Source organism: Segatella albensis DSM 11370 = JCM 12258, from assembly GCF_000426565.1.
Taxonomy (GTDB): Bacteria; Bacteroidota; Bacteroidia; order Bacteroidales; family Bacteroidaceae; genus Prevotella; species Prevotella albensis.
Map to the genome: position 1 here is coordinate 69081 of NZ_AUFP01000001.1, position 25320 is coordinate 94400.

The window sequence follows — 25320 nt, forward strand, 5'->3', positions numbered from 1 at the left end:
TTAATTCTTCACTTCATCTTTCGCCAACATTCGTCGCAACCAATCCAAAAAGAACGTTCCCCATTGGATGGCTTCTTTACTTGTCTTTCTCTTGTCAATTCCGAAGCCATGTCCTCCTCGTGCAAATTGTTTATAGAAATGTGGTTTCCCATTCGCTGTAAGTGCGCTATCCATAAGTTCGGAATTGTGATAGTCAACGATGGGGTCGTCCTTGCAGTTGATCATAAATACAGGACATGTTATTCTGTCGGTATGCTTCTCCATGGACAGGGAGTCACAGATTGTTTTGTTTCTCCATCTTCTCTCTCCCAATAACCCTCGTCGACTTCTGCGATGAACACACGATGCTGAGAGGGTGACGACAGGATAGATAGGGGCTACAAAGTCTGGAGCAATCTCTTGGGGTGAATATTCTGCGGAGGAGAGTACCAAATGTCCTCCCGCTGAAAATCCCATGGCACCAACTGTACGGTAACCTTTTGCACGGACCTTTCGCAATGCGTCGTTCAACATATTCAACTGGTCCGGATACTGATTGCCACGGAACAGCCATCGGGTATGCCATGCAAAACCTGCCCATCCTGCTGTAGGGTAATAGAGAACGTATGCTGCTATACCGTTCTCATTGAGCCATCTGGCTATGCCACGTCCTTCGGTTTCCTTGCTTAACCAGCAATAACTGCCTCCGGGACACACGATGACAGCCGTCTCTGTCGCTTCCTTTGGCAGAAACTCCTGCAACTTCTGGGCCTTTGCCGGTAATGCAAACAGGCACAACAGGATGATCTTATTTAGAACGCTCATACGCTTCATTTATTTTATTCGTTACTCGGTTTATACCTACAATAGCCTCAACGGTGTTGATAGCGGTAAGGGGTACCCCACAGAAGCCATGGACATTACAGTTCTGTCCTGCCATGAAGAGATTCCTCACCTTGGTAAATACGGGTACCTGACTCTCGGCGATATGTTCGCAATCTTTGAAGAGTCCGTACAATGCGCCTTCGGGTTCGTTATAGTAGTCGCGAATGGTGAGTGGACTACTGGCAAAGACATACTCGCACTTGTCACGGAACGCTGGATAGATCATCTCCATCCTGTCGAGGATTCTGTCGAGATGTTCTTGTTTCCACTCTTCATATTCTTCACTTCGATGACCCGTTCGGGAGTCTGCCCATTTACTGCACACGCTATAAGGCATCGGTGAGTTGATGATCATCTTACGGGCATAGGGACCTTGGTGGTCTTCGCATGGGGTCATATACATGAAGCCGCGTGGCCAATCCTTGGCATCATATTCTCCATAATGCCATACCTTACCATAATCCATCTGCAGATAACAGGTATGGTTGATATAAGGGAATGACTCGGGCTTAAAGATACAGAAAACACAGAACGAACTGAAACTGTTAGGCGCTTCGTTGATTCTGTTTCGATATGCCTTGGAGAAGGCTTTAGCATCGGTAAGCCGAAGGAGTTGCTTGGGATGGATGGCACAGATATAGTTTTCACCGGAGAACTGTCGTCCGCTCTCTGTGGTTACACTCTTCATCTGACGACCTTCGATATCTATTTTCACTACGGGATCACCGGAAACGATTTTGCCTCCACCCTCTTCGATGACACGGGCAAGGGCTTCTGCCATCTGTTGACTGTTGGAAACGAATCGAGACGGACCGTTGATATAGAGGACATTGATCAATGCTGATATATATCCCGGTGTATGACCGGCACTTCCTCCGAACATGGGATTCATATACGAGATGGCATCGCGCAACTTAGGGTTCTTGAAATAATACTCTACAATCTTGTCTGCAGGCCAATAGAACTTCTCATCATGACTATAGATGTGTTCGTTTTCTGTTCGCAGATAGAAGAAATCTATCTCGTCAACGATATGATAGAGTTCTTCTACATAGTCGCGTATCCCTTGTTTCTCTTCCGGAAACTCACTCTGGAAATAGCGGATGAAGTTTTCCTTTCCCTCGGGTATGTGATAGGTTTTTCCATCACTGATATAGGTGATTTCATCCATACAGTCGGCATCTACATCATGGATTTTCAAATCCTTCATAATTCCGAGATATTCACAGATCTTATAGATGGCACCATCCTTTCGGATTCCACCCAACAAGTGCATACCGGTCTCAAAGTTCACGCCATGACGGGAGAAGGTCTGTAGTCCTCCACCGATCACACGGTTCTTCTCGATGACGGTTACCTGATAGCCTTCCTTCGCGAGTAATGCTCCCGTGAAGAGTCCTCCTAATCCACCACCTATAACTACCGACTTCTTATCGTTTACGATTTGGTGGAAGAGCTGCTCACTACCGATGACTTCTCCACAGGTCACCATGGTTCCTACGAGGACACCCAATATTCCATGACTGTTGATATTCTGACCTGTCAGTAACAGGTTGGGAATCTTTGTTCGATGATGCACACGTGCTGCCGCTCCTGCATGGACATCTTTGGCCACACCATACATAGAACCTCCGGGAGTTCCAGTGTAATCAAGGTATGTCAATGGGGTACTGGTGGTATAGGATGCGATATGGGAGCGCAGTCCGGGGAATTCCTTCTCCAATGAATCCAGAAGTTTCTCTGCATGCTGATGCTTGAACTCCTCGTATTCCTTGCCCCGTCGCCCTACTTTCGTTCCTTTCCACTTTTCTACATCCTTCATCTGCATATAGGAAAGGATGACACCACTCTTGGCATACTTCTGTCCTTCTTCCTCACAAAGGTGCATATAAAGGTATCCCTTAGGCCATGTCGCGGCATCATAGTTCTCGCATCCCCAAGGTGTCGACTGGTTATAACCATAGAAGTTATAATTCATATAGGCTACTTCATCTTCCTTGAAATGCAGATAGACGGCAAAGCCACCGATGGTATTCGGGATGTTTTGAATGCGTTTGCGATAAGCCGGACGGAACAGACGACTCTTCACCAACTCTACCGTCACTGAAGGATGGGCATCACTGATAACAAGGTTAGCGGCATACGAGTTGCCATCTTCGCAGGTCACCCCTGTGGTCTTCTCTTCATCGCATACAATCTCGGTCACCTTCTTACGGGTGAGTACCTGTCCACCATATTTCTCGATGGTGGCAATCATCGATTTTGCAAGATGGTCACTTCCTCCTACGACACGCCAGGCACTCTGATTATAGAAATCCATGATAAAGGCATATACGGAGAATGGGGTCTTGTCTTTCTCTGCAGCATACAACGGAAGATTACCGACCAGTACGTTCTGCAGTTTCTCGTCGGTGATGACACTACTGATAACCTCGTTGATCGACTTCAATTGATATTCTGTATTCAACGCATCATCGGTTTCTGTGTGCTCCAGAGAATGGAGCGAAGATGCCTTCGCTACACGCTCTATAATATCGAAAAGACGAACAAGATTCTCTCTCTGATCAGGAAAAGCTGTGGATAGTGTGTCTATAAAGGTCTCTCTCCCGTTGGCAAAGGCAAAGTGCTCTCCTTTCAACGAGATAACGTCATAATGGTGGGTATCGAGTTGGGACAGTTTCACGTCAGCCTCCAGATAACGAAGTAGTCGGTTGAGGGTCTGTCCCTCTGCCGCAGAACCAATAAAGTGCATGCCTGTCTCAAACTTGGCACCGTCTCTTACGAAGCACTGTAAACATCCACCTGCTTGAGTTTCCTTTTCAAGAATGGTTACATGATATCCATTCTTGGCTAGGATCACACCACAGGACAAGCCTCCGAGACCACTACCTATAATGACAACTTCTTTCATAATTCATAGATTTTCTGGTATTCACGATATGATTTCCAATAGTCTTCGGTTTCCAACCTATCGCAGAGTTCTGCATAATGTGCTTGATACTGATGGCGCATACGATGTGTCATCTCCAAGATTTGTTGGTTCTCTTCTATATCGATACCATTGATTTTCTCAGCTTTGGAGTTCGATGCCGTCGACTCCTGGAATCTTACTCGTTCTCCTACTTCTACATACATCTTACCTCGACGGAGCATGAAATCTTTCTTCGGCAACACGTGTCCTTGTCCGTGGATATACATAGGAAGTATATCGGCACCCAACTTCTTGGCCAAATAGAAAGCTCCTTTGTGGAAGCGCATGATACTGCAATCTGCACTTCGCGTTCCTTCCGGGAAGATGACTATACTGTATCCTCTCTGATATAAGTCTTGCAGTTTAGGCAAATTCTTCTCCACACCGTCTGCTGCCGGAAGGAATTCGGCATGATGGATGACCATTCCATAGAAAGGATTGTTCCATGTCCAATTGTTGGTGACGATGACCATCTTCGGTGAGAAACGAAGCAAACTCATGATGTCGAAATGACTCTGATGGTTACAGATGATGACTGCTGGTTTCTCAAAGGTCTCACCAACGGAGTTGTCGTAACTGAATGTGACACCTGGTATATGATTCATCATCCAGTCGCTCACCTTCTGGATTAAGCGATGAAACCTGAGTTTCCTCTCTTCGGTCAACGTTCCGAAATGGAAGTAGAACCAAGTATATGGTAATGCGCCCATATACATGAATGCAAGGAAGAAGGACATTGCTCCCAAGGAATAAACCAGTCGACTTGCTGTGATAGGGACTTCACGACGTACTCCATGACTCATCGTCAACCAGTGGAATACCAATGGGGGCAGATAGTATGCCATCAGCACGACGGTGATCATACCGATCACGGTGACCGCTCCGAGAGAACGAAGTGCCGGATGCTTGGCAAAGATAAGACAGCCGATGCCGATAAACATCAAGATGGCTGAGAACATCACGGAATTCTTATAGGATGCCAGTCGCTTCTTTCCTGTGGAATACTCATACATGAGTCCTTCGGTAATGAATATGGTGTAGTCGTCACCCTGACCGAAGATGAATGTCGCCAAGATGATATTGACAATATTAAACTGTATACCCAGCAGGTGCATGATGCCCAATATCCATATCCAACTTACGGCCAAAGGAAGGAACGACATGGAAGCGAGTTCGATACTGCCAAAGGAGAACCAGAGGAAGAAGAATACGACAAAACCACATACATAACCGATATAGTTGAAGGAATCGTTCAGTACTTCTACTAGTTGGTTTCCGATATCCTTGCCGTTAAAGGCCTGAGGAACAAGTTTTCGGACTTGAGCCTCATCCTTGGCATATACATAGTTGATGATATGTACCGCTGAGGAGTCTTGAAGGATGAAACTACCTCCCAGTTTACTGGTCAGCATATTGAAGTGGGACAACGGCTGTGGGTGATAATCCTTCTGCAAAATCTCTATATACGGAGCGAAGGCTGAAGAGGAGAATCCCGACTGACGAGACTGTGCCAGCAGTTCATCATGCAACAACGCATGATACTTTCCGACAAACCTGTTCCATAAAGCGATACGATGTTTCTGTTCTTCCTTGGAAACCAGGAAATCACTCACGCCATTCACGCTCTCCACCTTTCCCGATGCCATCAACTGCTGATAAAGTTTCTCGTTCTTATCAACAGCATCGTCCATCGTCTTTCCATCTGCTATCACATACAGAGGATTCTTCTTCATCGAAGAAGTCATCATCTGCATATTCTCCTTCTGGTCAACCGTCATATAGTTGATATTCGACAGATTAGAATCAAAAGATGTCTGTAAAGAGAAATATCCCAATATGAGGGTGATGACAAGGACAGCCGGAAGTAGATATGGGATGCGAGGAATTCTGATCTGCGGAGGAATGATCGGACGAGTCTCCATCTTTGCCGACTTCGCATATACGGGTAAAAATACCAGTACAAAGAGAATCGTACCGATAAGCATCAAAGAACCGAATAGTCCTAAGTCGCGCATGGCCTGTGCGTCAAGCCATACAAGACAGAAGAAGGCGGCAACGGTGGTAATGTTTCCGATCAGCAAAGGAGGAGCTATTTCCCTCAATGCCTCTTTGCGATTGGTCACCTCACGGATATGATCAAGGAAATGCAAAGGATAGTTTACGGCTATACCGATGATCACCGACCCGATACCTAAGACAATGATCGAGACGGAATCCTTGAATACAGCCATTCCGGCAAGCGCAAAAAGAAATCCAAAGGTCAGTGACACTCCTATCCATAGGATATCAGAAATCCTTCTATAATGCCAGATCAACAGGAAGAGTATGACGACAACGGCTAAAGCCACCGACAAAAGGGAGTCTTTCTTGATCTGATTTGCATTGGTCACGGCTATCAGTGGAGCACCGACAGCAGACACCTTCACCGTTGGATATTCTTTCTCGGTATGAGCCATCAAAGTATCCAACTGTGATGCCAAAGCTGAGTTCTTATAGGTTTCACTAGAACCATAAGGTGACTCAAAAGATATCAATGAATGTTTGCCGTCCTTGGTAAAAAGATAGCCATCAGCCATCTGATAGTTATCACTGACATTGAAATGCTGAAGTCGCTTTAATACCGGAGTGTAGAGATGAAGAGGGTCGTATTTCAGCGACTGTATCATCATACCGGCCATTGGCATCATCAGCATCTTACGGTTTTCCGTCATCTGTTCCTTCACATAATCTGGTGAAGACAACAGGGAATCCATGCGATGATAATCTTCTGCCTTAAGGAAATAAGGTACGTTTCGATATACAAAGTCCATCATATCTTGGACATTCTTCTCGTCGATGGTGACCTGCAGGTTCTTGCCAATATGGGCATCTCTCAACCGTTGACCTAAATCCTCCATGGCCATCTCCAGAGAATCATCGGAAACTCTGTTCAATGTATCTCTTGATGAAAAGATTACGGCAATCTTGTTTTGAGAAGATATCTGATCATAGATATTCTGGAATTTCTCGTTTTGTGCATTTCTAGGAAGAAACTTCGCGATGTCTTCTTCATAATGGATCGTTGACGCCAGCACCACAAACAATATCGTCACCACGACCATTCCCAACAAGGTCAGTCGCTGGTGATGCTTTAACTTTTCATATAATCTGATCAGATATTCGCTCATAGATGCAACCTTCTCAATATTTTTTTAGGAAAATAATAAATAATGGCTCCCACGGTCAGTACGGTATTCAATATCGATATTCGCGTGAAATCGTATATAGGACGGAAACTACTTACCCGTTCTTCTTTCGGAGGATAATATACGCGTACCGGGATGCTGATGACATCGATACCTTTCCAAGCCGAATAGACCAGAAACTCCAGTTCACTCTCATAGCGTGCGGTAATGGGCCAATGTAGATTCATACTGGTGATAGGATACAGACGATATCCGCTCTGGGTATCATTGAGATGTAGTCCGGTCTGAAAATTAAACCAGAAGTTGGAAAACTTGTTGGCAAAGTTGCTTCCTCTCCTCATTCTGTCCGGATTCAGTTCGCGTGCTCCTACGATCAATGCCTGTTGGTTTCTGCGATGGGCTTCTATGAAGAGTGGAATATCTTCAGGGAAATGCTGTCCGTCGGAGTCTATCGTGATGGCATATCGGTAGTTTTTCTGAACAGCACGCTCAAATCCCATCTTCAACGCACATCCCTTGCCACGGTTAGGGGTATAGTCTACCACCACAAGATTCTCTTCCGCAGCAAGTATCCGTTGTGTATCATCCGTAGAACCATCATTGACAACGATAATCTGGTGGGTAAATTCACGAATACGACTGATGATATCCATCAATGTACCGGCATTATTATAGGTGGGTACAATGACGCATATCCTCTCTTTCGTCATATATTGATTGATTTCCTGATTCATCGCGCCTTGTCAAATCTTAGTGAGAACTTCGTATACACATCCTGTTCGTGCTGGATAATACCCTTTACTCGTATTTCGTCATCCACATACTCTACCTTCTGAAATACCACTTCTACCTCTTCATCATCTATCGGAGAGATGGGTTTCACAAACTTCAAGTTCTTGATCATCTTCAACTGGAGATGACTTTGCAACTGAAGTTCCAACAGTTCACCTAATATCTTCACGATACATACACCAGGAGTAATAGGTTTTCCCGGGAAATGTGCCTGATAGATGACATGGTCGGCACAAAATCGGATGCGATAATGATTCTCCTCATACGAGAGAACCTGAAACATAGAATCAAGTAATTTCATTGGCGATAAGTAACTTGAATGTTCGACAATCTAATTTGGATGTTATCACCATTGGCATGTACCATATCGACCCCTTCAACCATCTTCTTGGCATTATTGAAGTGCAAACGAATATATCGGAACATATTCTTCATAGCAGGTTTCTTAGGATACAAACAGGCGATCCATTCTTTCCCCTCAGCAAAGAGTGATACCGTAAAGTCGCGGTTTGCATTCAGATTCTTCCCCGACACACAGTTCATCATCATCCTGGAGATATTCTGATACATCTTGTTCGACTTCATGTCCATGGTATTGACATGATTTCCCGAACGGGTGATGATCTTTCCGTTATTTACCGTTACGATATATTTAAATGGTGAGGTATACTGCCAAAGCAATCCACCGGAAGAGTTATAGCTCATACATCCCACCGAAGTGGTCTTCTCATCCATAAAGGAATAGTCGCTCACCTGCGTAAAATTACAGCGCATCGTCTTCACCTTTGATGCTATTCTGCTGATCTGGGCTATCACCTGTTTCTGCTGACGGGGACTTACCTTTTTCATCGCCTGCATCTGTACACAGACTGTCATCAAGATGAATGCCAGAAATAAATTGAACTTCTTCATTTACTTATTATTTTGCCACGAGTACACATCCTGCCATAATGAGGAAAGCTCCTATCCAACGCACCAAGGGTACATCTTCATGGAAGATAAATATGGCAGCAAACATACCTAATACATAACTTATACTGATCATCGGATAGGCCATGGAGAATGGGAAGTTCTTCACGATATACATCCATAACACCGAGGCTGCTCCATAACACAGTCCGCACCCCAGCCACCACCAATTGGTGAGTTGGGCGATGAAGAAATGGGATGACCACACAAAGCCACCCATCTTCCGGAGAGCCATCTTCAGAAATACCTGTCCACTACATAGCAGCAGACTCTGCAGAATTGCCAGTATGATTAGTCGCATAAGCTCACATAATCTATTGTTGCAACATCCTTGCATCCTTTGCGATGCATGATGTCGATATTCTTGATCTCGTATAACGGTCTTTCTCCCGGCTCTATGGATAGCATCAAAGCCAAAGATCCATCTTTTACTTGAGAGGTATCCATCCCGATCTTCTCCATCTTTGTCTTAAGATCCGGGGTGAGGAGGTCATTCCGACAAACCAGTGCATTTCTGATCATACCGGTTTTGAGTTGCATCCATGCATCCAACAGGGCACACTCCAGTGACACTTTCCCTTGACTATAGGTATTATTGTATCCATGACTATGCGTGAAGATGCCAATGAGTGATGCTACCGCATTATGGGTACAAAGCATAAACTGTGTCGGCATACTCACGTCCTCGCCCTCGGCAACAAGACCATTCAATATCTTCTCCGACTCCTCGATACTTCCCAAGGCTGTACCATTGATGACGGCATCAGGATGTTCAATTCCACTATCCTTCATGCATTTCAATGCCGTCACCAGAGCACGCTTCAGCAACTTACCATACCGACGAGTCTTCATCGGACTGACATAGTTGCGATATTCCTCCTCCGGAATATCGTGGGCCATTGCTATGACATAAACCTTATTTTCCATCTACACCTATTATTATAGAGGAGTCATTGCCTCCAAATCCAAAACTATTGCACACTACATGGTGTAATTCTGCACGAGATGGAACTGACTGTGGGGATATACAGTCCTCGTCGCACTGATGCCATCCATAGTTGGCCGGTACCATCTGATGTTGCAAGGCCATCACGGAGAATACGGTCTCGATACTTCCGGAGGCACTCGTCGTATGTCCTGTCAACCCTTTCGTCGAGGATATCAAAGGCATATCGTTGCCAAACACGCGACGGAGTGCAGCACTCTCACTGGCATCATTGTTGGGTGTCCCCGTTCCGTGGGCATTGACATACTGTATATCCTTTGCCTCTAATTGTGCCTCAGTTAAAGCCTGACACATGGCAAGATAAGCACCTTCGCCATTCGCTGAGGATGCTGTCTGATGAAAGGCATCACAGGCATTACCCATTCCCTCCAGTCGGGCTATGGCCTTTACACCACGGCGCTGTAAGGATTTCTCAGATTCCAGTACCAGATATCCGGCACCTTCTCCTAAGTTCAATCCACGACGACCGGCGTCGAAAGGTCGGCAATTTTCTTCATCGAGGATCATCAGCGATTTGAAACCATTCAGATGAAAACGGGTAAGACTTTCTGTTCCACCAACGACAACGATATCGCGCATTCCGCTCTGTATCATCCTCGCACCGAAGATGATGGCATTAAGAGCAGAGCTGCAGGCTGTCGATGATGTCGACGTGAAGTCAAAACATCCGAAATAATCGGCAATGGCATTGGTGGTACCTCCGCAATCATGCTGGTTGATGATGTCGGCAGTAAGTGCATCAGGATACATCTCTTCGGTCAGATCCATGCCCCCTACTGTCGTTCCGGATATCAGTGCCAACTGCTGTTCCTCTACCTGAGCCTCTTTCACGGCCTCCTTCACGGCAAGGATTCCAAGGAGAGCAGCACGCGAGATGATGGTCTCGGCATTGATACCAAGTTGATGTTTCATCTCTTCATTACTCATCTTGACCTCGCCCACAGGAAACTCATGATGTACGGTGTTGAGATATCGCACCTCACCTATTCCCGACTGATTAGCAGACAGGGAATTCCAATTAGCCTCCTTGCCGACACCGATAGCCGACACCACACCGACACCTGTTATGAATACTTTGTTCTTCAAAGTCGATGCTTATTTTTTACGATTTGCGGCCACATATTCAGCCATCACATTGATACTCTTGAAGATTTCCTTTCCGGTCTTAGGGTCACTGATCTTGATGCCATAGTTTTTCTCCAAGAGAACGATCAGTTCCAGAGCATCAATAGAGTCGAGCCCGAAGCCATCATCACCGAAAAGAGGAGCATCGTCATCAATGTCTTCCGGTTGGATATCTTCTAAATTTAATGCCTCGATGATCTTTGATTTTAATTCTTCCTGTAATTCCATATTTTAAATTCTATTGTTTCTAAAAAAGTTGTCTCACCTTATTTATCTTTTCCTCATTTTTCCACCAGATACAGATCAGCTTCAAAATGGTCTTCATCATCACAGTTTAACCAACCACATATCGCACTTGTCGTATGTTCATCTTGGAAGGAATCTTCCACGATCTGTGTCATCACCTTCTCATCTTTCTGTGGCAACACATAAAAGTTAGTCTCACCATAATAACGATTACGAAGAGCAATCTCACCTGTCACGATATTGGCCAGCGTATAGACGAAGACCATCGGACTCGGGAAATAGTCATCTAAGTTATCTATTGTTGCCTGATATGCTCTATCGTCACAGATACTGCTGCTCGAGTTTAGAAGGATGACAGCACGGTCATCACGCTGATTCTCTTCATCAACGACACCTTTGGCTCCGATATTTCTGTTTCCTTCTTTCTGCAGAAGCAGTTCCGAAGCCACGAAGCCCAACTTGCAGAGCATATCCATCTTATAGAACTTGGGATAGTTCCCTATATTACTCTGATAGATTTCCTTGAGCATCATCTTACCCGAAGATGTCACCGTCATCTGTTCTTCATCCACGACCACTCTATGCGGAGTGATGACAACATGATGCAAAGTTCTCATCGTCTACCTCCTTTCTGATAAAGCATGGCAGCATTCGACCCACCGAATCCCGACAGCAACTTCAGGAAGCCTCGTTTATCGGTAGGGATATGTTCACCGATGACACGAATACTACGGGAGACACCCAGTTCCTGGAATCCACGTGTTCCGAGGATGATATGATCATCTATTGACTTCATCGTCAATATGGTTTCCAACAGTCCCGCTGCTCCCATCGTATGACCATAATATCCTTTCAGGGAGTTCACCGGTGTATGTTCCAGTCCACTTCGGGCTATGGCAACAGATTCCATCTCATCATTATAGAGTGTCGACGTGCCATGGGCATTCACCACCGCCAGTTGTTCGGCATCGCCATCTGCCATGGCATACGCGATGGCACGATAAGCACCCTCGGCAGTACGCGAAGGACTAGAGATGTGATTGGCATCATTCCGTACGGCACCTCTCACTGCTACCCAATCGTCCGTATCTTGCTCCGTCATTCTACCGAAGACCATACAGGCTGCAGCCTCTCCCAGATTCAGTCCACATCGTTCGATGTCGAAAGGTCGGCATACTTTCGGTGATAAGGCCTTGAAAGATTGGAAACCGGAGATGATGAAACGCGACTGTATGTCAGCTCCTGCCACGATAGCATAATCATATCTTCCACTCTCCAGCATTCTCTTGGCCGTAAGTTGTGCAGCCAGTCCGGAGATACAGGCATTACTTACCGTGACAGGTATGTTAGGATTACCGAAATACCGTGCTATCATCAGAGCAGCATTGCCCAGTCTTACAGCCTCATCGGTTGTACGATTCTTCAGTCGATGACTTCTACTGTCGAGGAGTTCCACATTTCCTTTTGTCGTACTGATGATGAAGATCACACGTGGTGATGATACGTCAACATCAGAACCTTCCAGGGCTTCACGGATAGAATGGATCAGACAACTCTCAAAACGAGTATAATCACCATACTGCATCAAGGCATCCCACTGTTCTTCCGTGAACAGCGAAGCTGTGAAAGGTGTAGGGATATCCATCACACCCTCATAACTTTGCAGGCACGACAGTCCGTCCTTCACCTTCAGATAATTCTCCGAAGAAGTCATGCCCAACGGCGATGTGATATTATCAGCTATGACCTTGATCATTCCAATACCCCCCATCGTTGTTTCCATTCCTCATAGAATGGAGGATTGTCCCATACCAGTTGATAGTCTTTGTCGAGGAACACCTGTGTACTCTCACCGGTAGCGATGAGCGAATCATCCTCCCGATCGCGAATCTCATATTCGAACACGATCTTTGCCGCCTCCGTAGGCTTATAGGTGATCGTGATACGAGGGTGCATGCCATAGATGAGCGGACGCTTGTAATGAAAGTTTAGGTCAACCAATGGAGCATAATATCCATGGTCGAAGATGGTCATATACTCCAGTCCATACTGAGCACCAAAGACTTCACGCGCATCCTCGAAATAGAGAGGATACGACCCATGCCAGACAAACTTCATAGAGTCCACCTCGCTGAATCTGATTTCAAAATCCTTACTGGCCTTCAGTTCCTTCATCCTTTCACCTCCTCGGCTAATGCAATCTTCATCTCGGCAGATGCGATCAGTCGATCACCCACCTTGGCGGTGGCATTCACCAATGTCAATTCCATCACCTGTTCTATCACATCGATGCTGGTATCCAACAGTTCTCCCACCTTTGGTGTCTCTATCACCTCCATATTCTTGATAGCCCCGATGAAACCTATCTGAATGGCTCTCTTCAGGATATACTTGTTGACATATCCCAATCGGGCAGCACAGGTCTGTGCGATATTTTCCGCCAGAGCACAGGCGTTAAGCTGACCATCTTCTACGAAGAGGTTATCCTCGCGTACCAGAAAAGTCGTAGAGGTTTTCTTCTCATCGAAATAAGTCAGCTTGTCGACCATGACAAATGGTTCCTGCTGCGGGAGCAATTCGTGAATGTCTATCTTCTGTAAATTCATTTATTCCAAAATTCAAAGTAGTTGAACCACTGTGTAGGATATCTCTCTACGATATACTGTAGATAATCAGCATACTGTTCTGCCAGTTGCCGCGCCTTCACCTTGATATTCTGTCCATCGGTAGTGTCCAGTCGTTTGATGTAGATGCGATACTTCCGGGCACTTTCTTTCATCACATGGATTGTGATCACCGGCACCTCTCGCTGGGCAGCGATGGCAAAAGGGCCCATAGGGAAAGAAGCCTGCGCCCCCATGAAGTCGATATCGAAATGGCGATTACTTCCAAATATTCTGTCGGCAGGGATGCTCACACTCTCCCCCTCCGCCAAGGCATTGCTGATCTCGAAGAGATGACTCATATCCTTACGGATGAGGATCATGTGCAAGTTGTTGCCTTCGAACATCCTCTGTCGGTTTTCCATCACAGTCTCAGCCTCACCGGCATACACCAAGGCATTGAACCGTTTGGTTTCCGCTACCAATGTATAACCGGCAGCCTCATAGTTGCCGATATGTGCACTGAGCACAACAAACCCTTCCTTTCCCCGGGCCAACTTTAGATATTCCTCGTAATCGGGAATATCGAAGTCGAACGTACCTCCGGCATACACATAGAAACGGTCGAGGATAATCTCGGCAAACTTACAATGATTCTGATAAGTATGCCAGAAAGCCTTGAACCACCCTTCATGACGACGAAAGCGAAAGAAGTGATACATCGAGAGATAACCTTTGTGAGAGAAAATCATGCAGAAAGGGATGATCAAGATGTTCACGAAGACATACATCCCACACAAGGGAAGATTACGCATCATCCAGATCAGACTACGATGCATCCATCCCGCACCAGAAGTCTTTCCTTTCCAGTCTCTCTTCTCTTCAGTCATCTGTTCAACCCACCTTGCTCTCTATGTAATCGCAGAACTGTTTCAAGGTTTTCACGTTAGCCATCTCCTCAGGCTTGATTTTGAAACCAAACTTCTTCTCCACGATAACGACAATATCTACAAAGTCCAATGAGTCGATGCCGAGGTCATCCTTCAACAGGGCCTCTGGAGCAATCTTTTCCTCATCGATTTCCAAGTCATCGATTAAAAACTCACGTACTTTCTCTTCAATTTCGTTTCTTTCCATGTTTATTTTTATCTTGTTGTTTTGTTCTTCCTTTTACTTTTTCTTTACTTCTATGATACTATGTCCCTGTCCCAGGTTGTCGTGGATTTCCTTCACCTGAAGTCCCACCTTCTCGATGATCCGTATCAGGTCCTCACTATGATACATTTTACTGTTGCCATTGGCGATGTCGGTAAAGTAAAGACTGATCTGAGTAAGACAGAATGCTGCAGGTTCATATTTCTGGCGATCCCATAACGTCTCCATGATATAGAGCGTCGTGTCTTCATCCATCACCTGTGCCGCACGTTCCAAGATACTTTCTATCTCATCCTCTCCGAAACAGTCCAAAAACTGACTCATCCAGATGGCATCATAATGCTGATCTTGTGGCAATGTATTCTCACGGTCGAGCAGGTTGGTACCAAATCCGTGGATTCTATCGGCTCCTTCCTTACCCGCCGTCTGCTCACGCATCATCTCCAACTGCTGTGGCAAGTCAACGATGGTAACATGCACGTCCTTGTCATAGTTCACACACTGCATCGCCCATCTACCGGTGTTGCCACCTACATCCATCAAGGTCTTAGGATGACGGGCAAAAACAATCTTCAGTGCTTCCTCGAACGAACTGTCGCTATAGAAATGGTCGAAAGCAAACCAACTCTTCTGTGCCTGTTCAGGCAACTGCGACAGTCCTTCATATACCGTAGGCCAGTTACCGAAATGCTCCAGTCCTGCCGGACGACCTTCCTTCAACGACTCTTCGAGACGAAACAAGCCTTCATAGTTTACATCATGATTGAAATCGATGTTGACACGTGTTGCCGGGTCATTGAGCAGGAACCATCCCGTCTTGGAAATCGTGAATCGATTCGTCTCCTCATCAACGAGGACAGTACCGATGGTGAGCGAAGCCTCCATCAGACATTTCGATGCATAAACGGAGATGTCCGCCTTACGGGCAATCTCCTCGATAGTAAGGGCTTCATCGCGAAGCATCTCCAGGATACCCCACTTCACCATCAGTCGAGACACCTGAAAGACGATAGGACCGAAAGCGATAAATTCGGCCTGTCGCTGTGCATCACGAGCCGACAGCGTTTCCTGCGTATATTTCTTTCTTAAAGATTCTGATAAATACATGTTCGTTTGTGTCGATTAGATTTTCTTGATCACCAATGCCGAATTCGTTCCACCGAATCCGAAACTATTACTCAGCACGGTATTGATTTCCGCCTCCTGGGTTGTCGTTGCCAGATGCAGCGGTTCACTATATTCGTCAGGATTCTCGAAGTTGATATTCGGAGCCACGAAATCATTTTGCATCATAAGAGTACTGTACACCACCTCCGAAGCTCCTGCCATCCAACATTCATGTCCCGTCATACCCTTGGTAGAAGAAATCCACGCATGCTTGTTGCGGAACAGGCGGTCGAGGGCTATCGCCTCGAACATATCCCCTTGATGGGTACTTGTGGCATGTGCGTTGATATAATCGATATCATCAGCTTTCACCCCAGCCATCTCCATAGCTCTCGACATGGCGATAACACTTCCGTCATCTGAAGGCTGTGAGATGCCGCCACCATTCGAAGAGAATCCATAGCCGGTGATTTCGGCAAGGATCGGAGCACCACGCTTCACGGCACTTTCATAATCTTCGAGCATCACTGCTGCCGCGCCACCACTCGGTATCAACCCGTCACGATCCCGATCGAAAGGGCGAGAGGCTTTTGTTGGTTCATCCATTCGTTTGCTGAAGGCATTCAGCGCATCGAAAGATGCCATACTATAATAGTTAGTTTCCTGAGCGCCACCACAAAGCACACGATCCTGCAGACCTTGTTTGATGAGCAGGAAACCAAGTCCTATGGCATGACTGCCACTGGCACAGGCCGAGCTCACCGAAAAGTTGACGCCACGCAGATGGAAGATCGCGCTCAGATTCATATTTACCGTAGAATTCATCGCCTGGAAGATATATCCCGAGCCAAGCAACTGTGTATCATGCTTTTCATCCATGATATGGGCAGCCTCGATGACGGGTTTTGCCGAAGAGTCATTACCGAAGATGACGCCTACCTCGTTGTTCTGCAGAAATTCATCATCTATACGAGCTTGTTCAAAAGCCTCCTTGGCAGCCATAAAAGCATACTCTCCCTCTTCCGGAAGCCCCACACGGAGTCGACGGTGCAACAGACCTTTCAGCACAGGATGCTCTACGACACCCGTGAGAGCAGACTGATAACCATATTCCAATCGCTTTTCTTCTAATCCAATTCCGCTCTTACCTTCTCGCAAGGACTTTGCCACAGTTTCCTTATTTGTACCCAGACACGACCAGATACCCATACCGGTAATTACAACTCTTCTCATTTGTTTATTTTTATCAAGATTCTTTGTTTTCCTTTTCTATATTTCCCTTACGCTCTATCAAGTATAGAGTCCACCGTTCACCTGCACCACCTGTCCGGTGATATAGGCAGCCTCATCACTGGCGAGGAATCCGGCAAGCGATGCCACCTCTTCAGGTTTTCCGAAGCGTCCCATCGGGATAAGTTTCTTCAGTTCGGTCTCATCAAGATCCTTCGTCATATCGGTAGCGATGAATCCCGGAGCTATCGCGTTCACGGTAACCTTTCGTTTGGCCACCTCTTGTGCCAATGCCTTAGTGGCACCGATGACGGCAGCCTTGGCTGCACTATAGTTGGTTTGTCCGGGAAGTCCCTTGATACCGCTCAGCGAGGCGATGTTGATGATGCGCCCGTCACGATGGGTAAGCATATTCTTGAGCAATCGACGGGTTACATAAAAGAAACCGTTGAGCGGCGTCTTCAACACGTCGTCCCACTCTTCGTTCTGCATGAAGATCATCAGATTATCACGACGGATTCCCGCATTGTTCACCAACACGGAAATATAATCATCGGGATGCTTCTCTTCCCAGACAGAAAGGGCTTCCTCGGTAGCTTGCGGATCCGACACATCGAATCGCAGCAACTCTGCCTTGCCGCCAACAGCTTCTATTTCACTCAATGTAGACTGGGCAGCATCGTCATTGCTACGATAATTAATTACTACAGGCAATCCCATCTTCGCCAACTTCACGGCGATGGCTTTACCGATACCTCTTGAACCGCCTGTTACAAATGCATATCTCATAATTATGTGTTGCGACTATTTATGTTCGGCAAAGGTACACATAAATTCTGAGACTATACCTTATTATATATTAAAAAAAACTTTAAGCAAACTAAAATCAAGTTTACCCGATCAATATCATGTAAACATTTCCGAATGAAAGACTTCCATCAAAAACTGCAATAAACTTACTTTTTATTTGCATTTGAAATAGGAAAATGTTACCTTTGCAGAAAATTTAAGGTAGAGATTTTATTTGAATTAATCATCACAATAAACATATGAGAAAAACATTAATTGCCGTTGCACTCATGGCTATAACCCTGGGTGCAAATGCACAGACCAAGAGCAACGTGGACAAGGCCAACATGGACCTTAGCGTAAAACCGGGCGAGAACTTCTATCAGTATGCGGTAGGTAACTGGTTGAAAAATCATCCGCTCGATGCTCAACATCCTATGAATGGTGCCTTCATCGATTTGGAAGAGCAGAACAACGACCGTATCAAGGAACTCGTCAAGGAGTATGCCGACAAGAAGATGCCTCAGGGCTCTGCCGGACAGAAGATCGGTAGTCTGTATCGTATGTACATGGACAGCATCGGTCGCAACAAGATGGGATACACTCCTATCAAACCTGTACTAAAACAGATTCGCGCCATCAAGAATCGTAAGGACTATATCCAAAAGATGTATGAGTTAGGCGCCAAGGGATATGGTTCGATGATGTTCGGTTTCTACCTCGAACAGGATGCCATCAACTCTGATAAATATACTTTCTCTGCCAGTCAGGGCGGTATCGGTCTCGATCCGGAATACTACACTCAACCTAACGAACAGCAGAAGGCTGTCGTGGCTGCTTACAAGGACTTGAACAAGGACTTGCTGAAGATGGTAGGTAACGACGAGGCTACGGCTACCAAGAAGATGGAGCAGGCTTTCGCCATCGAATGTCAAATCGCTAAGCAGAGCTACGATCAGGTGAAGAGTCGTGACCCTCAGGCAAACATCCATAAGATGCCTTGGGCAAAACTTGTAAAAGACTTCCCTGGCATCAACTGGAACCAACTCTGCAAGGCTTATGGCTATCCTGCAGACATAGACACCGTGGACGTCGGTCAACCTGAACCTATCCACGAGGTAGAGAAGATTCTAACCTCTACCAATCTGGAATCCCTCAAAGCTTATATGGAGTTACGTGCCATCAAGGCTTCTGCAAGTATCCTTTCTGATGCCTTCAGCAACAGATTGTTCGAATACACCAAGGTGGTATATGGTGTCAAGGAGCAACAGCCACGATGGAAACGAGGATTGAGCTTCGTTCAAGGCTTGATGGGCGAATCTATCGGCAAACTATATGTTGCCAAATATTTCCCGGAAAGCAGTCGCAAGAGTGCTACCCAGTTGGTAAGAAACTTACAAGATGCTTTTGCCGAGAGAATCCAGAACAACACATGGATGTCGGAAACTACCAAGAAGAAAGCCATCGAGAAACTCCGCTCTATGCGTATCTTCATCGGTTATGCCGATCGCACGGAGAACTTGGAGCAATATGTAAACATCGACGAGAGCAAGAGTCTGCGCGAAAACTATGATGCCTTGTCTGTAGCTTTGCGCAAGGCCACCATAGAGCGCCACTGGAAGAAACCTGTCGACAAGGATTTGATGGCTTGCGACCCTCAGATCGTAAATGCATTCTACAATCCTACCAACAACAGCATCAACTTCCCGGCAGCCATTCTTCAGGCTCCATTCTTCGATGCCGATGCCGACAATGCTTCCAACTACGGTGGTATTGGTTCTGTCATCGGTCACGAGATGAGTCATGGTTTCGACGATCAAGGTTGCCAGTTTGATAAGGACGGAAACCTGAACAACTGGTGGACAGCCGAGGACAAAGCAAACTATGACAAACGTACCAAAGTTCTTGCCGACTGGTTCAGTTCTCAGGAAGTTCAACCAGGTCTTAAGGTGAATGGTGAGAAGACCTTAGGCGAGAACATCGGTGACAATGGTGGTATCAACGTAGCTTATCTTGCATTCAAGAATGCGCAGAAACAGAATGCCCAGAAAGGTACAGAGGGCTTCACCCCGGAGCAATGCTTCTTCCTCTCTTATGGTCGTATCTGGGCAAGCAACATCAGTCCTGCATTCGAAGCATACATCGTGAACAGCGACACCCATTCACCTAACAAACTTCGTGTAAACGCTGCTCTCCCTATGATCGATGGTTGGTATGAGGCCTTCGACATCAAAGCCGGCGACAAACTCTATGTACCTGCCGAGCAGCGTGCCCACATTTGGTAATCAGACACTATTCATTATCTAAACGATATTGTTTATCTATCCACGGCTTTCCTTTCCGAAGGCCGTGGATTTTTTCTAATATTAGTTAAACTATAGCCACGCATTAAGGCTTACACCAGCCTGACACATCCGATTTTCGAATGCGATGGCAAAGATACGACATCCCCAAACTCCAATGCTGCGATTTGTTACGATTTGCTGCGATACGCAACGAAATGATGCGAATATCTCTTGATGATGCGTATCAGACACGTTCGTGCAATACTTAGACTTGATGCCTTTAGAAAATAGCGCTGAACTAATTCTAATTTCGATACCATCCTTTTTTTTACTTCCCATTAAAAAATGTTTTAACGTCTATCTTAGTGTAATATCTTAATACTATCTATACTAAGTAATATCTTAGGGCCCAGCAACATACTAATACTCAACGAGTTACGACGCTGTAAATGTACACTTTGGTAAAAACGCACTACCCTTTATGTAACGATTGGTAACTCTGTGTGTAACGAATGGTAACTTTTTTACCCCTTCATGTAACGATTGGTAAGTAGGTCTATATCCAGTGCTCTAGATCTCGTTATTCGTGTTTGGGCGCAACAGTTAAAAAGCGAGTAGAGTACACACTATTTGTAATTTTTTTTAGTTTTTATTTTTCTCATTTTTTCCTCTTCTGCCAGGTGTAAAAAACGAAGTTAACTTCGTAGGGTGACGCAGTTAATTGTATAAGCTGATGCAGTTAACTGCGTAAGCCGATGTAGTTAACTGCATAAAATGGCACTGTTAAACTGTTATTTATACGCCATTTAATATAAAAATCATTTTTTCAGAGTTTACAACTTGCGCAAGGTTACGAGAACAATTGCATCAAAAAAAAACTAAACTACAATTATTTGTTTCATTTTGTATTCTCAAGACAAAGGTAGATAATTTTCTTTATGTAATATTAGCATTAGTGATGATTTATCAAAATTAACCAATGTTATACATTGGCGAATTCAACTAGCAAGTGCAAATTTACGATAGTTGTTTTTCCAACTTTTTGATGTTCTCTTCTTTTTGCTTCATGTAATCCTCTATATTGGATTGCATGGATTAAAACTCTTTGATGGCTTTATTATGTTCGAAAAGTAAAGAGATGTATCTCTGATTCTCTATCTTCTGTTGTTGCTTTCGTCTTGATATGTTTTTCCTTATGACATGGAAGATGATGATGCCGATGATAAGGAGTGTCAGAATGACTAACTGGATGAGAACTATAAGTTGTTTGTTGTCTTTGGCTAAGGAGATAAAGAATTTATTGTATGCATCGACAAGGAGTAGTTGGTTGCATCCTGTCGGTCTCGGAGAAATGATCTTGAGCTTTTCCTAAGTGGTTTAGCAATACCAAGGCTGTGGTATCCTCGTGTTGTATAAGGGTATCAATATGGTTCAGCTCATCTCTGTGCATGGAACGGGTGCAGCCGGAACAAATTTAAATACATATAATGAATAGTAGAGCAATACATTTCATTTTTGTGTAATTCCAAAGCCTTGAAAGCACGTACAAAGGTATGTAATTATTTCCTTTCTGACAAAGGAATAAGGAGAAATGTTATATTTTGTCGATATTTCTGCCAGAAAGGAATGTATTTCGTAAGTCTATTGCAAATAAGACTATCCTATTGTGTTGGATATGTTCTACTTGATTCTTGACTTCACCTGATCACCGGCTCCGCGACCTTTGTATTTGTCGGCAGCGATATTGAACTTATAGGTAAGGGTAAGTTCGCCATAGGTGTAGTTGTTGTTCTTTACATAGATATCTCTGTTACTGTATACCGTTACTGGTTGAGATCTTACACCGGTAAGGTCAATGGCATACAACTTCATATCGAGTTTGTTCTTGAAGAAACTCTTTTGGATGCTGGCGTTTACCGTAACACATGGCTTGTGTATATGATAGGTGGAATAGTCGCCTGAGCCTTGGTATTGGAAGTCTAATCCCAGTCTCCATCCACTCTTTAGGATGACGAGGTTGTTCCAGATGCCATTGATCATCGGTGAGTTCATCTTCTTCCTGCTACCGTCTGCAATGGTCGTCTCATAATCCTGGCCGGTGACAATGAATCCACATGTTGGATGCCATATATTGAAAAGCGTAGGTGAAGCGAAGACCTGGAAAGTATAGCGATGGAAGTTTGCCAAATTCTCCGGGCGCAACAGGGTGATGAATTCGTTGTCTTTGGTATAACTGGTACTTGCTATCTGGATGTCGTCCACGATCTTGCTGTATGATGCCTCTGCCCATAACCACTTCCAAGAAGCGTTGAGTGAGAAGTTATGTGTATAGGTAGGTTTCAGCTTAGAGTTACCCGTCTGATAACTGTAGCTGTTGATATAGTATACGTTATCCGAGAGGTTCTGGAAATTAGGACGGTCGATGTCTATTCCATAGTGAGCCCCCACCTGTACCTTTCCTATCGGCATAGCCAATCCCAGTGATGGGAACCAGTCGGCATAGTCACGATCCATGTCAAAGTTGCCTTTCTCGTAGAAATCGGTCTTCACATCCTCATATCGCAATCCCGCATTCATGGTGAGCTTGTCGAAGAAGACGCGACTATATTCTGCAAATCCTGCCCATATCTTTTCATTTACCTTACTGTCACCGTTTGAAGCCTTTGGATTCACGGTCTGCTCTGTTCTTCGTGTGTCGTCGTATTCTGTTCCGAAGCTAATCTTACCACCAAAGAGCGGATGTTCCAATACGAGTTTGGAAGCCACGATGCGGTTTTTGGTGAATGCCTTGATGTGTACATCTTCCTTGGTGCCGTCTTGTCCCGGTAACTTGATGGTCTCGTAGGTATCGGTAGTGGTCTTAGAGTCGGTCCATACACCATCCACGTTGGCATCTACCTGCCATTGACCTATCTTTCCACTATAATAAGCGTTGAAGTTGTGCTTATAGGTAGGTTCGTTCGTGTACAATTGACTGAGGGATTCCTGCAAAAGTTTACCGTCGAAGGTGAAGACTGAAGGGAAGTACATGTCGCCTTTCATGCCCGGCATACGGAAGAAATCATATCGAGCACCAATGGATTGGTTTTCGTTGAACATATAGTTGAACTTCAATCCTAGGTCAAATTGCTTGCGGTTGATCTTTTGGTTGCTTTTGTCGATAGACTGGCGCAGGAGTTTGCCTTGTTGATAAGCATTTGTCTCTTGATAGACAATCTGATGATTGTTGAAATCTTCGCCTGTTACCCATCCACCAAGGTCGAGACCACCTTTTCGATAGTTTACGTCCAACTGATTACGTACGCTTAGTCCTTTCTGATAGTATCCTTTAAGTTCATCACGGAATCCCCATCCTTCGCCTAAAGGGCGACGAGTCTTGATTTTTATCACCGCCTTGGTAGTAGCATGATAGCGTGCTCCCGGGTTGGTGATGATCTCTACGTTGACGATTTGGTCGGAAGGAATCTCTTTGAGTTCCTTCATGTCATAGAGTTTACGCCCGTTCACGTAGATTTCTGCGTTGCCGCGACCGAAGATTTCTACACCATCTTCCACCTTCTTGATACTTGGCAGTCGACGGAGCAAGTCTTCGGTGTTACCGACTTTCTCCAGTTCACTTCCTGTGATTGTTATCTTCATGCCATCGGCATTGGTACGAATCTTCGGTAGGGTACTCTTTACGGTAACCTCTCCCAGTTGATGAGTCTTGTTAAACCATTTTGTAGAATCAACCGAGGTACTGTCGTTTACCGGTCGAGCTGTTGTGGTTAAATAGATGAAACCCGACATGGCGAGTGCCATCATTCTGTAAGTTTTCTGTTTCATATCTTCTTATTGTTGTTTTGTTTATTTTTTGATGTAAACAACATGTATCGTCACGACAGATGTTGCTTGTGTAATGTTCATTTCCATGATGAACTTAAACCTTGTATATTTGTAGTAATAGTGTACTACTGTTGTATGACACTGCAAAAGTATATATTAGGTGAATATCTTCCAAGCTTTTTCATCGAAAAGCATATTTAATTAACACTCTTTAAGAATAGCAGAAAGAAAAAGATGCTATTCCATGCGTAAGTTAACAGATATTAAGATTGCAGAAAAAGGGGTAAAACGAACTTCTTTATGATGGAAGGTATTCATATTTTGCATACCTTTGTGTTAGATTATACTTACCAGAGTAAATAACTGTAATGGAGAGAATGGGAAAAACAAAGTAATAATATGAAGAATCTATTTATTTTACTACTCATGTTGTGCTCGCTGACTGCGACCGCACAAGAACGTACTGACACTGTGATTCCGAAAGTTTTATGCAATGGCTATTTCTTTCGTGATATGAAAAGTCTTCCTTATAGTTCGTTCTCTATTCATCGACTGAAAGACAATGAGGGCAACAGCATCGTTGCTGTCGATGTCAATGGCGCATTACCGGAGTCTGTCATCCAACAGGCTATCCCTCGTGAGCAGGTTCACAACGCTGACCAGTTTCTGAAAGGTATCAATATGCTGCACGAGATGGAGGAACTGACAAGGGGGAAAGCAAAAGGTCACGACATTTTATATTATCCGGAAGTCGGCAAACAGTTCCCTAAGTTCTGTGAGAAAGATGTGGACGGACGAATATGGACTAACGATAGTGTGCGAGGTCATGTGATGGTACTTAACCTATGGTACTCCGGGTGTGGGCCATGCCGAGCAGAGATGCCGGAGCTTTCTACGTGGAAGGAAAAGTTTCCTGATGTCATATTCTTTTCTGCTACCTTCCACAAAGCCGAACAGGTGAAGAATATTACCGAGAAGCAGCATTTCACGTGGACGCACCTTGTAGAGGCCAAAGATATGATGTCGTGGATTGGCAACAAAGGATTTCCCCTCACTGTCGTGGTCGACAAGCATGGCATTGTCCGTCATGCTGTCCACGGTACCAGTGAAGGGAATCGCGCGCAAATACTAACTAAAATCAAAGAAGCAAATGCTGAATGATGCAACG

23 protein-coding genes and 1 pseudogene are annotated in these 25320 nt (G+C 45.0%); 3 read left to right on the forward strand and 21 right to left on the reverse strand.

What is annotated here, in order from left to right:
• From K333_RS0100335 to fabG, 20 genes and pseudogenes are all read right to left on the reverse strand, one after another.
• The gene (locus K333_RS0100335; RefSeq protein WP_024990184.1) at positions 1-813 is read right to left on the reverse strand and encodes an alpha/beta hydrolase; all 813 of its coding nucleotides are present in this window, start codon (positions 811-813) and stop codon (positions 1-3) included.
• Positions 788-2308, reverse strand: coding sequence for a phytoene desaturase family protein (locus K333_RS13405; protein WP_027452187.1), 1521 nt, complete (start codon positions 2306-2308; stop codon positions 788-790). Before K333_RS13405 ends, K333_RS0100335 begins: the two co-directional genes overlap by 26 nt.
• A pseudogene (locus K333_RS13590) lies at positions 2303-3775 on the reverse strand (phytoene desaturase family protein); the annotation flags it as partial. The pseudogene K333_RS13590 and the gene K333_RS13405, both read right to left, overlap by 6 nt.
• Positions 3772-7002, reverse strand: coding sequence for a 1-acyl-sn-glycerol-3-phosphate acyltransferase (locus K333_RS0100345; protein WP_027452188.1), 3231 nt, complete (start codon positions 7000-7002; stop codon positions 3772-3774). The gene K333_RS0100345 and the pseudogene K333_RS13590, both read right to left, overlap by 4 nt.
• Positions 6999-7754, reverse strand: a complete 756-nt coding sequence (locus K333_RS0100350; protein ID WP_024989406.1) for a glycosyltransferase family 2 protein — start codon at positions 7752-7754, stop codon at positions 6999-7001. The genes K333_RS0100345 and K333_RS0100350 overlap by 4 nt, the downstream gene beginning before the upstream one ends.
• Positions 7751-8113: a hotdog family protein gene (locus K333_RS0100355; RefSeq protein WP_024989407.1), complete on the reverse strand. Its 363-nt coding sequence runs from the start codon at positions 8111-8113 to the stop codon at positions 7751-7753. The genes K333_RS0100350 and K333_RS0100355 overlap by 4 nt, the downstream gene beginning before the upstream one ends.
• On the reverse strand, positions 8110-8724 hold the full coding sequence (locus tag K333_RS0100360) for a LolA family protein (protein ID WP_024989408.1): 615 nt from the start codon (positions 8722-8724) through the stop codon (positions 8110-8112). The genes K333_RS0100355 and K333_RS0100360 overlap by 4 nt, the downstream gene beginning before the upstream one ends.
• Positions 8725-8731: 7 nt before the next feature.
• Positions 8732-9082, reverse strand: a complete 351-nt coding sequence (locus K333_RS0100365) for an EamA family transporter (protein WP_027452189.1) — start codon at positions 9080-9082, stop codon at positions 8732-8734.
• Entirely contained in the window at positions 9073-9708 is a 636-nt protein-coding gene (locus tag K333_RS13325) for a beta-ketoacyl synthase chain length factor (protein ID WP_027452190.1), read from the reverse strand. Before K333_RS13325 ends, K333_RS0100365 begins: the two co-directional genes overlap by 10 nt.
• Positions 9698-10873: a beta-ketoacyl-[acyl-carrier-protein] synthase family protein gene (locus K333_RS0100375; RefSeq protein ID WP_027452191.1), complete on the reverse strand. Its 1176-nt coding sequence runs from the start codon at positions 10871-10873 to the stop codon at positions 9698-9700. Before K333_RS0100375 ends, K333_RS13325 begins: the two co-directional genes overlap by 11 nt.
• A 9-nt stretch (positions 10874-10882) precedes the next feature.
• On the reverse strand, positions 10883-11140 hold the full coding sequence (locus tag K333_RS0100380) for a phosphopantetheine-binding protein (RefSeq protein WP_024989409.1): 258 nt from the start codon (positions 11138-11140) through the stop codon (positions 10883-10885).
• Positions 11141-11193: 53 nt separating this feature from the next.
• A complete protein-coding gene (locus tag K333_RS13595; protein WP_027452192.1) occupies positions 11194-11775 on the reverse strand; it encodes a hypothetical protein in 582 nt (193 codons plus the stop codon).
• The gene (locus K333_RS13600; protein ID WP_306306320.1) at positions 11772-12941 is read right to left on the reverse strand and encodes a beta-ketoacyl synthase N-terminal-like domain-containing protein; all 1170 of its coding nucleotides are present in this window, start codon (positions 12939-12941) and stop codon (positions 11772-11774) included. Before K333_RS13600 ends, K333_RS13595 begins: the two co-directional genes overlap by 4 nt.
• On the reverse strand, positions 12911-13333 hold the full coding sequence (locus K333_RS0100395) for an acyl-CoA thioesterase (RefSeq protein WP_024989410.1): 423 nt from the start codon (positions 13331-13333) through the stop codon (positions 12911-12913). Before K333_RS0100395 ends, K333_RS13600 begins: the two co-directional genes overlap by 31 nt.
• Positions 13330-13764, reverse strand: a complete 435-nt coding sequence (locus K333_RS0100400) for a pseudouridylate synthase (protein ID WP_024989411.1) — start codon at positions 13762-13764, stop codon at positions 13330-13332. The genes K333_RS0100395 and K333_RS0100400 overlap by 4 nt, the downstream gene beginning before the upstream one ends.
• Positions 13761-14651: an LpxL/LpxP family acyltransferase gene (locus K333_RS0100405; RefSeq protein ID WP_024989412.1), complete on the reverse strand. Its 891-nt coding sequence runs from the start codon at positions 14649-14651 to the stop codon at positions 13761-13763. The genes K333_RS0100400 and K333_RS0100405 overlap by 4 nt, the downstream gene beginning before the upstream one ends.
• Positions 14652-14655: 4 nt before the next feature.
• Complete coding sequence (locus tag K333_RS0100410) at positions 14656-14898, reverse strand: acyl carrier protein (protein ID WP_024989413.1); 243 nt, start codon at positions 14896-14898, stop codon at positions 14656-14658.
• Positions 14899-14931: 33 nt separating this feature from the next.
• A complete protein-coding gene (locus K333_RS0100415) occupies positions 14932-16023 on the reverse strand; it encodes a class I SAM-dependent methyltransferase (RefSeq protein WP_024989414.1) in 1092 nt (363 codons plus the stop codon).
• Positions 16024-16038: 15 nt separating this feature from the next.
• On the reverse strand, positions 16039-17256 hold the full coding sequence (locus K333_RS0100420; protein ID WP_027452194.1) for a beta-ketoacyl-[acyl-carrier-protein] synthase family protein: 1218 nt from the start codon (positions 17254-17256) through the stop codon (positions 16039-16041).
• Between the two features lie 57 nt (positions 17257-17313).
• The gene (fabG, locus tag K333_RS0100425; protein ID WP_024989415.1) at positions 17314-18042 is read right to left on the reverse strand and encodes a 3-oxoacyl-ACP reductase FabG; all 729 of its coding nucleotides are present in this window, start codon (positions 18040-18042) and stop codon (positions 17314-17316) included.
• Positions 18043-18302: 260 nt separating this feature from the next.
• Between fabG and K333_RS0100430 the strand changes: the two genes are divergently transcribed.
• Together K333_RS0100430 and K333_RS13030 are read left to right on the forward strand one after the other, a co-directional pair.
• Positions 18303-20327, forward strand: a complete 2025-nt coding sequence (locus tag K333_RS0100430; RefSeq protein WP_027452195.1) for a M13 family metallopeptidase — start codon at positions 18303-18305, stop codon at positions 20325-20327.
• A 1195-nt stretch (positions 20328-21522) separates the two neighbouring features.
• A complete protein-coding gene (locus tag K333_RS13030) occupies positions 21523-21699 on the forward strand; it encodes a hypothetical protein (protein WP_155807866.1) in 177 nt (58 codons plus the stop codon).
• 308 nt (positions 21700-22007) lie between these two features.
• On the opposite strand, the gene K333_RS0100445 is transcribed toward K333_RS13030, so the two are convergent.
• On the reverse strand, positions 22008-24152 hold the full coding sequence (locus K333_RS0100445) for a TonB-dependent receptor domain-containing protein (protein WP_024989416.1): 2145 nt from the start codon (positions 24150-24152) through the stop codon (positions 22008-22010).
• 399 nt (positions 24153-24551) lie between these two features.
• Between K333_RS0100445 and K333_RS11615 the strand changes: the two genes are divergently transcribed.
• Positions 24552-25313 (forward strand): TlpA family protein disulfide reductase, encoded by a 762-nt coding sequence (locus tag K333_RS11615; RefSeq protein ID WP_081657168.1) that lies wholly within the window; start codon positions 24552-24554, stop codon positions 25311-25313.
• Positions 25314-25320: the final 7 nt, after the last annotated feature.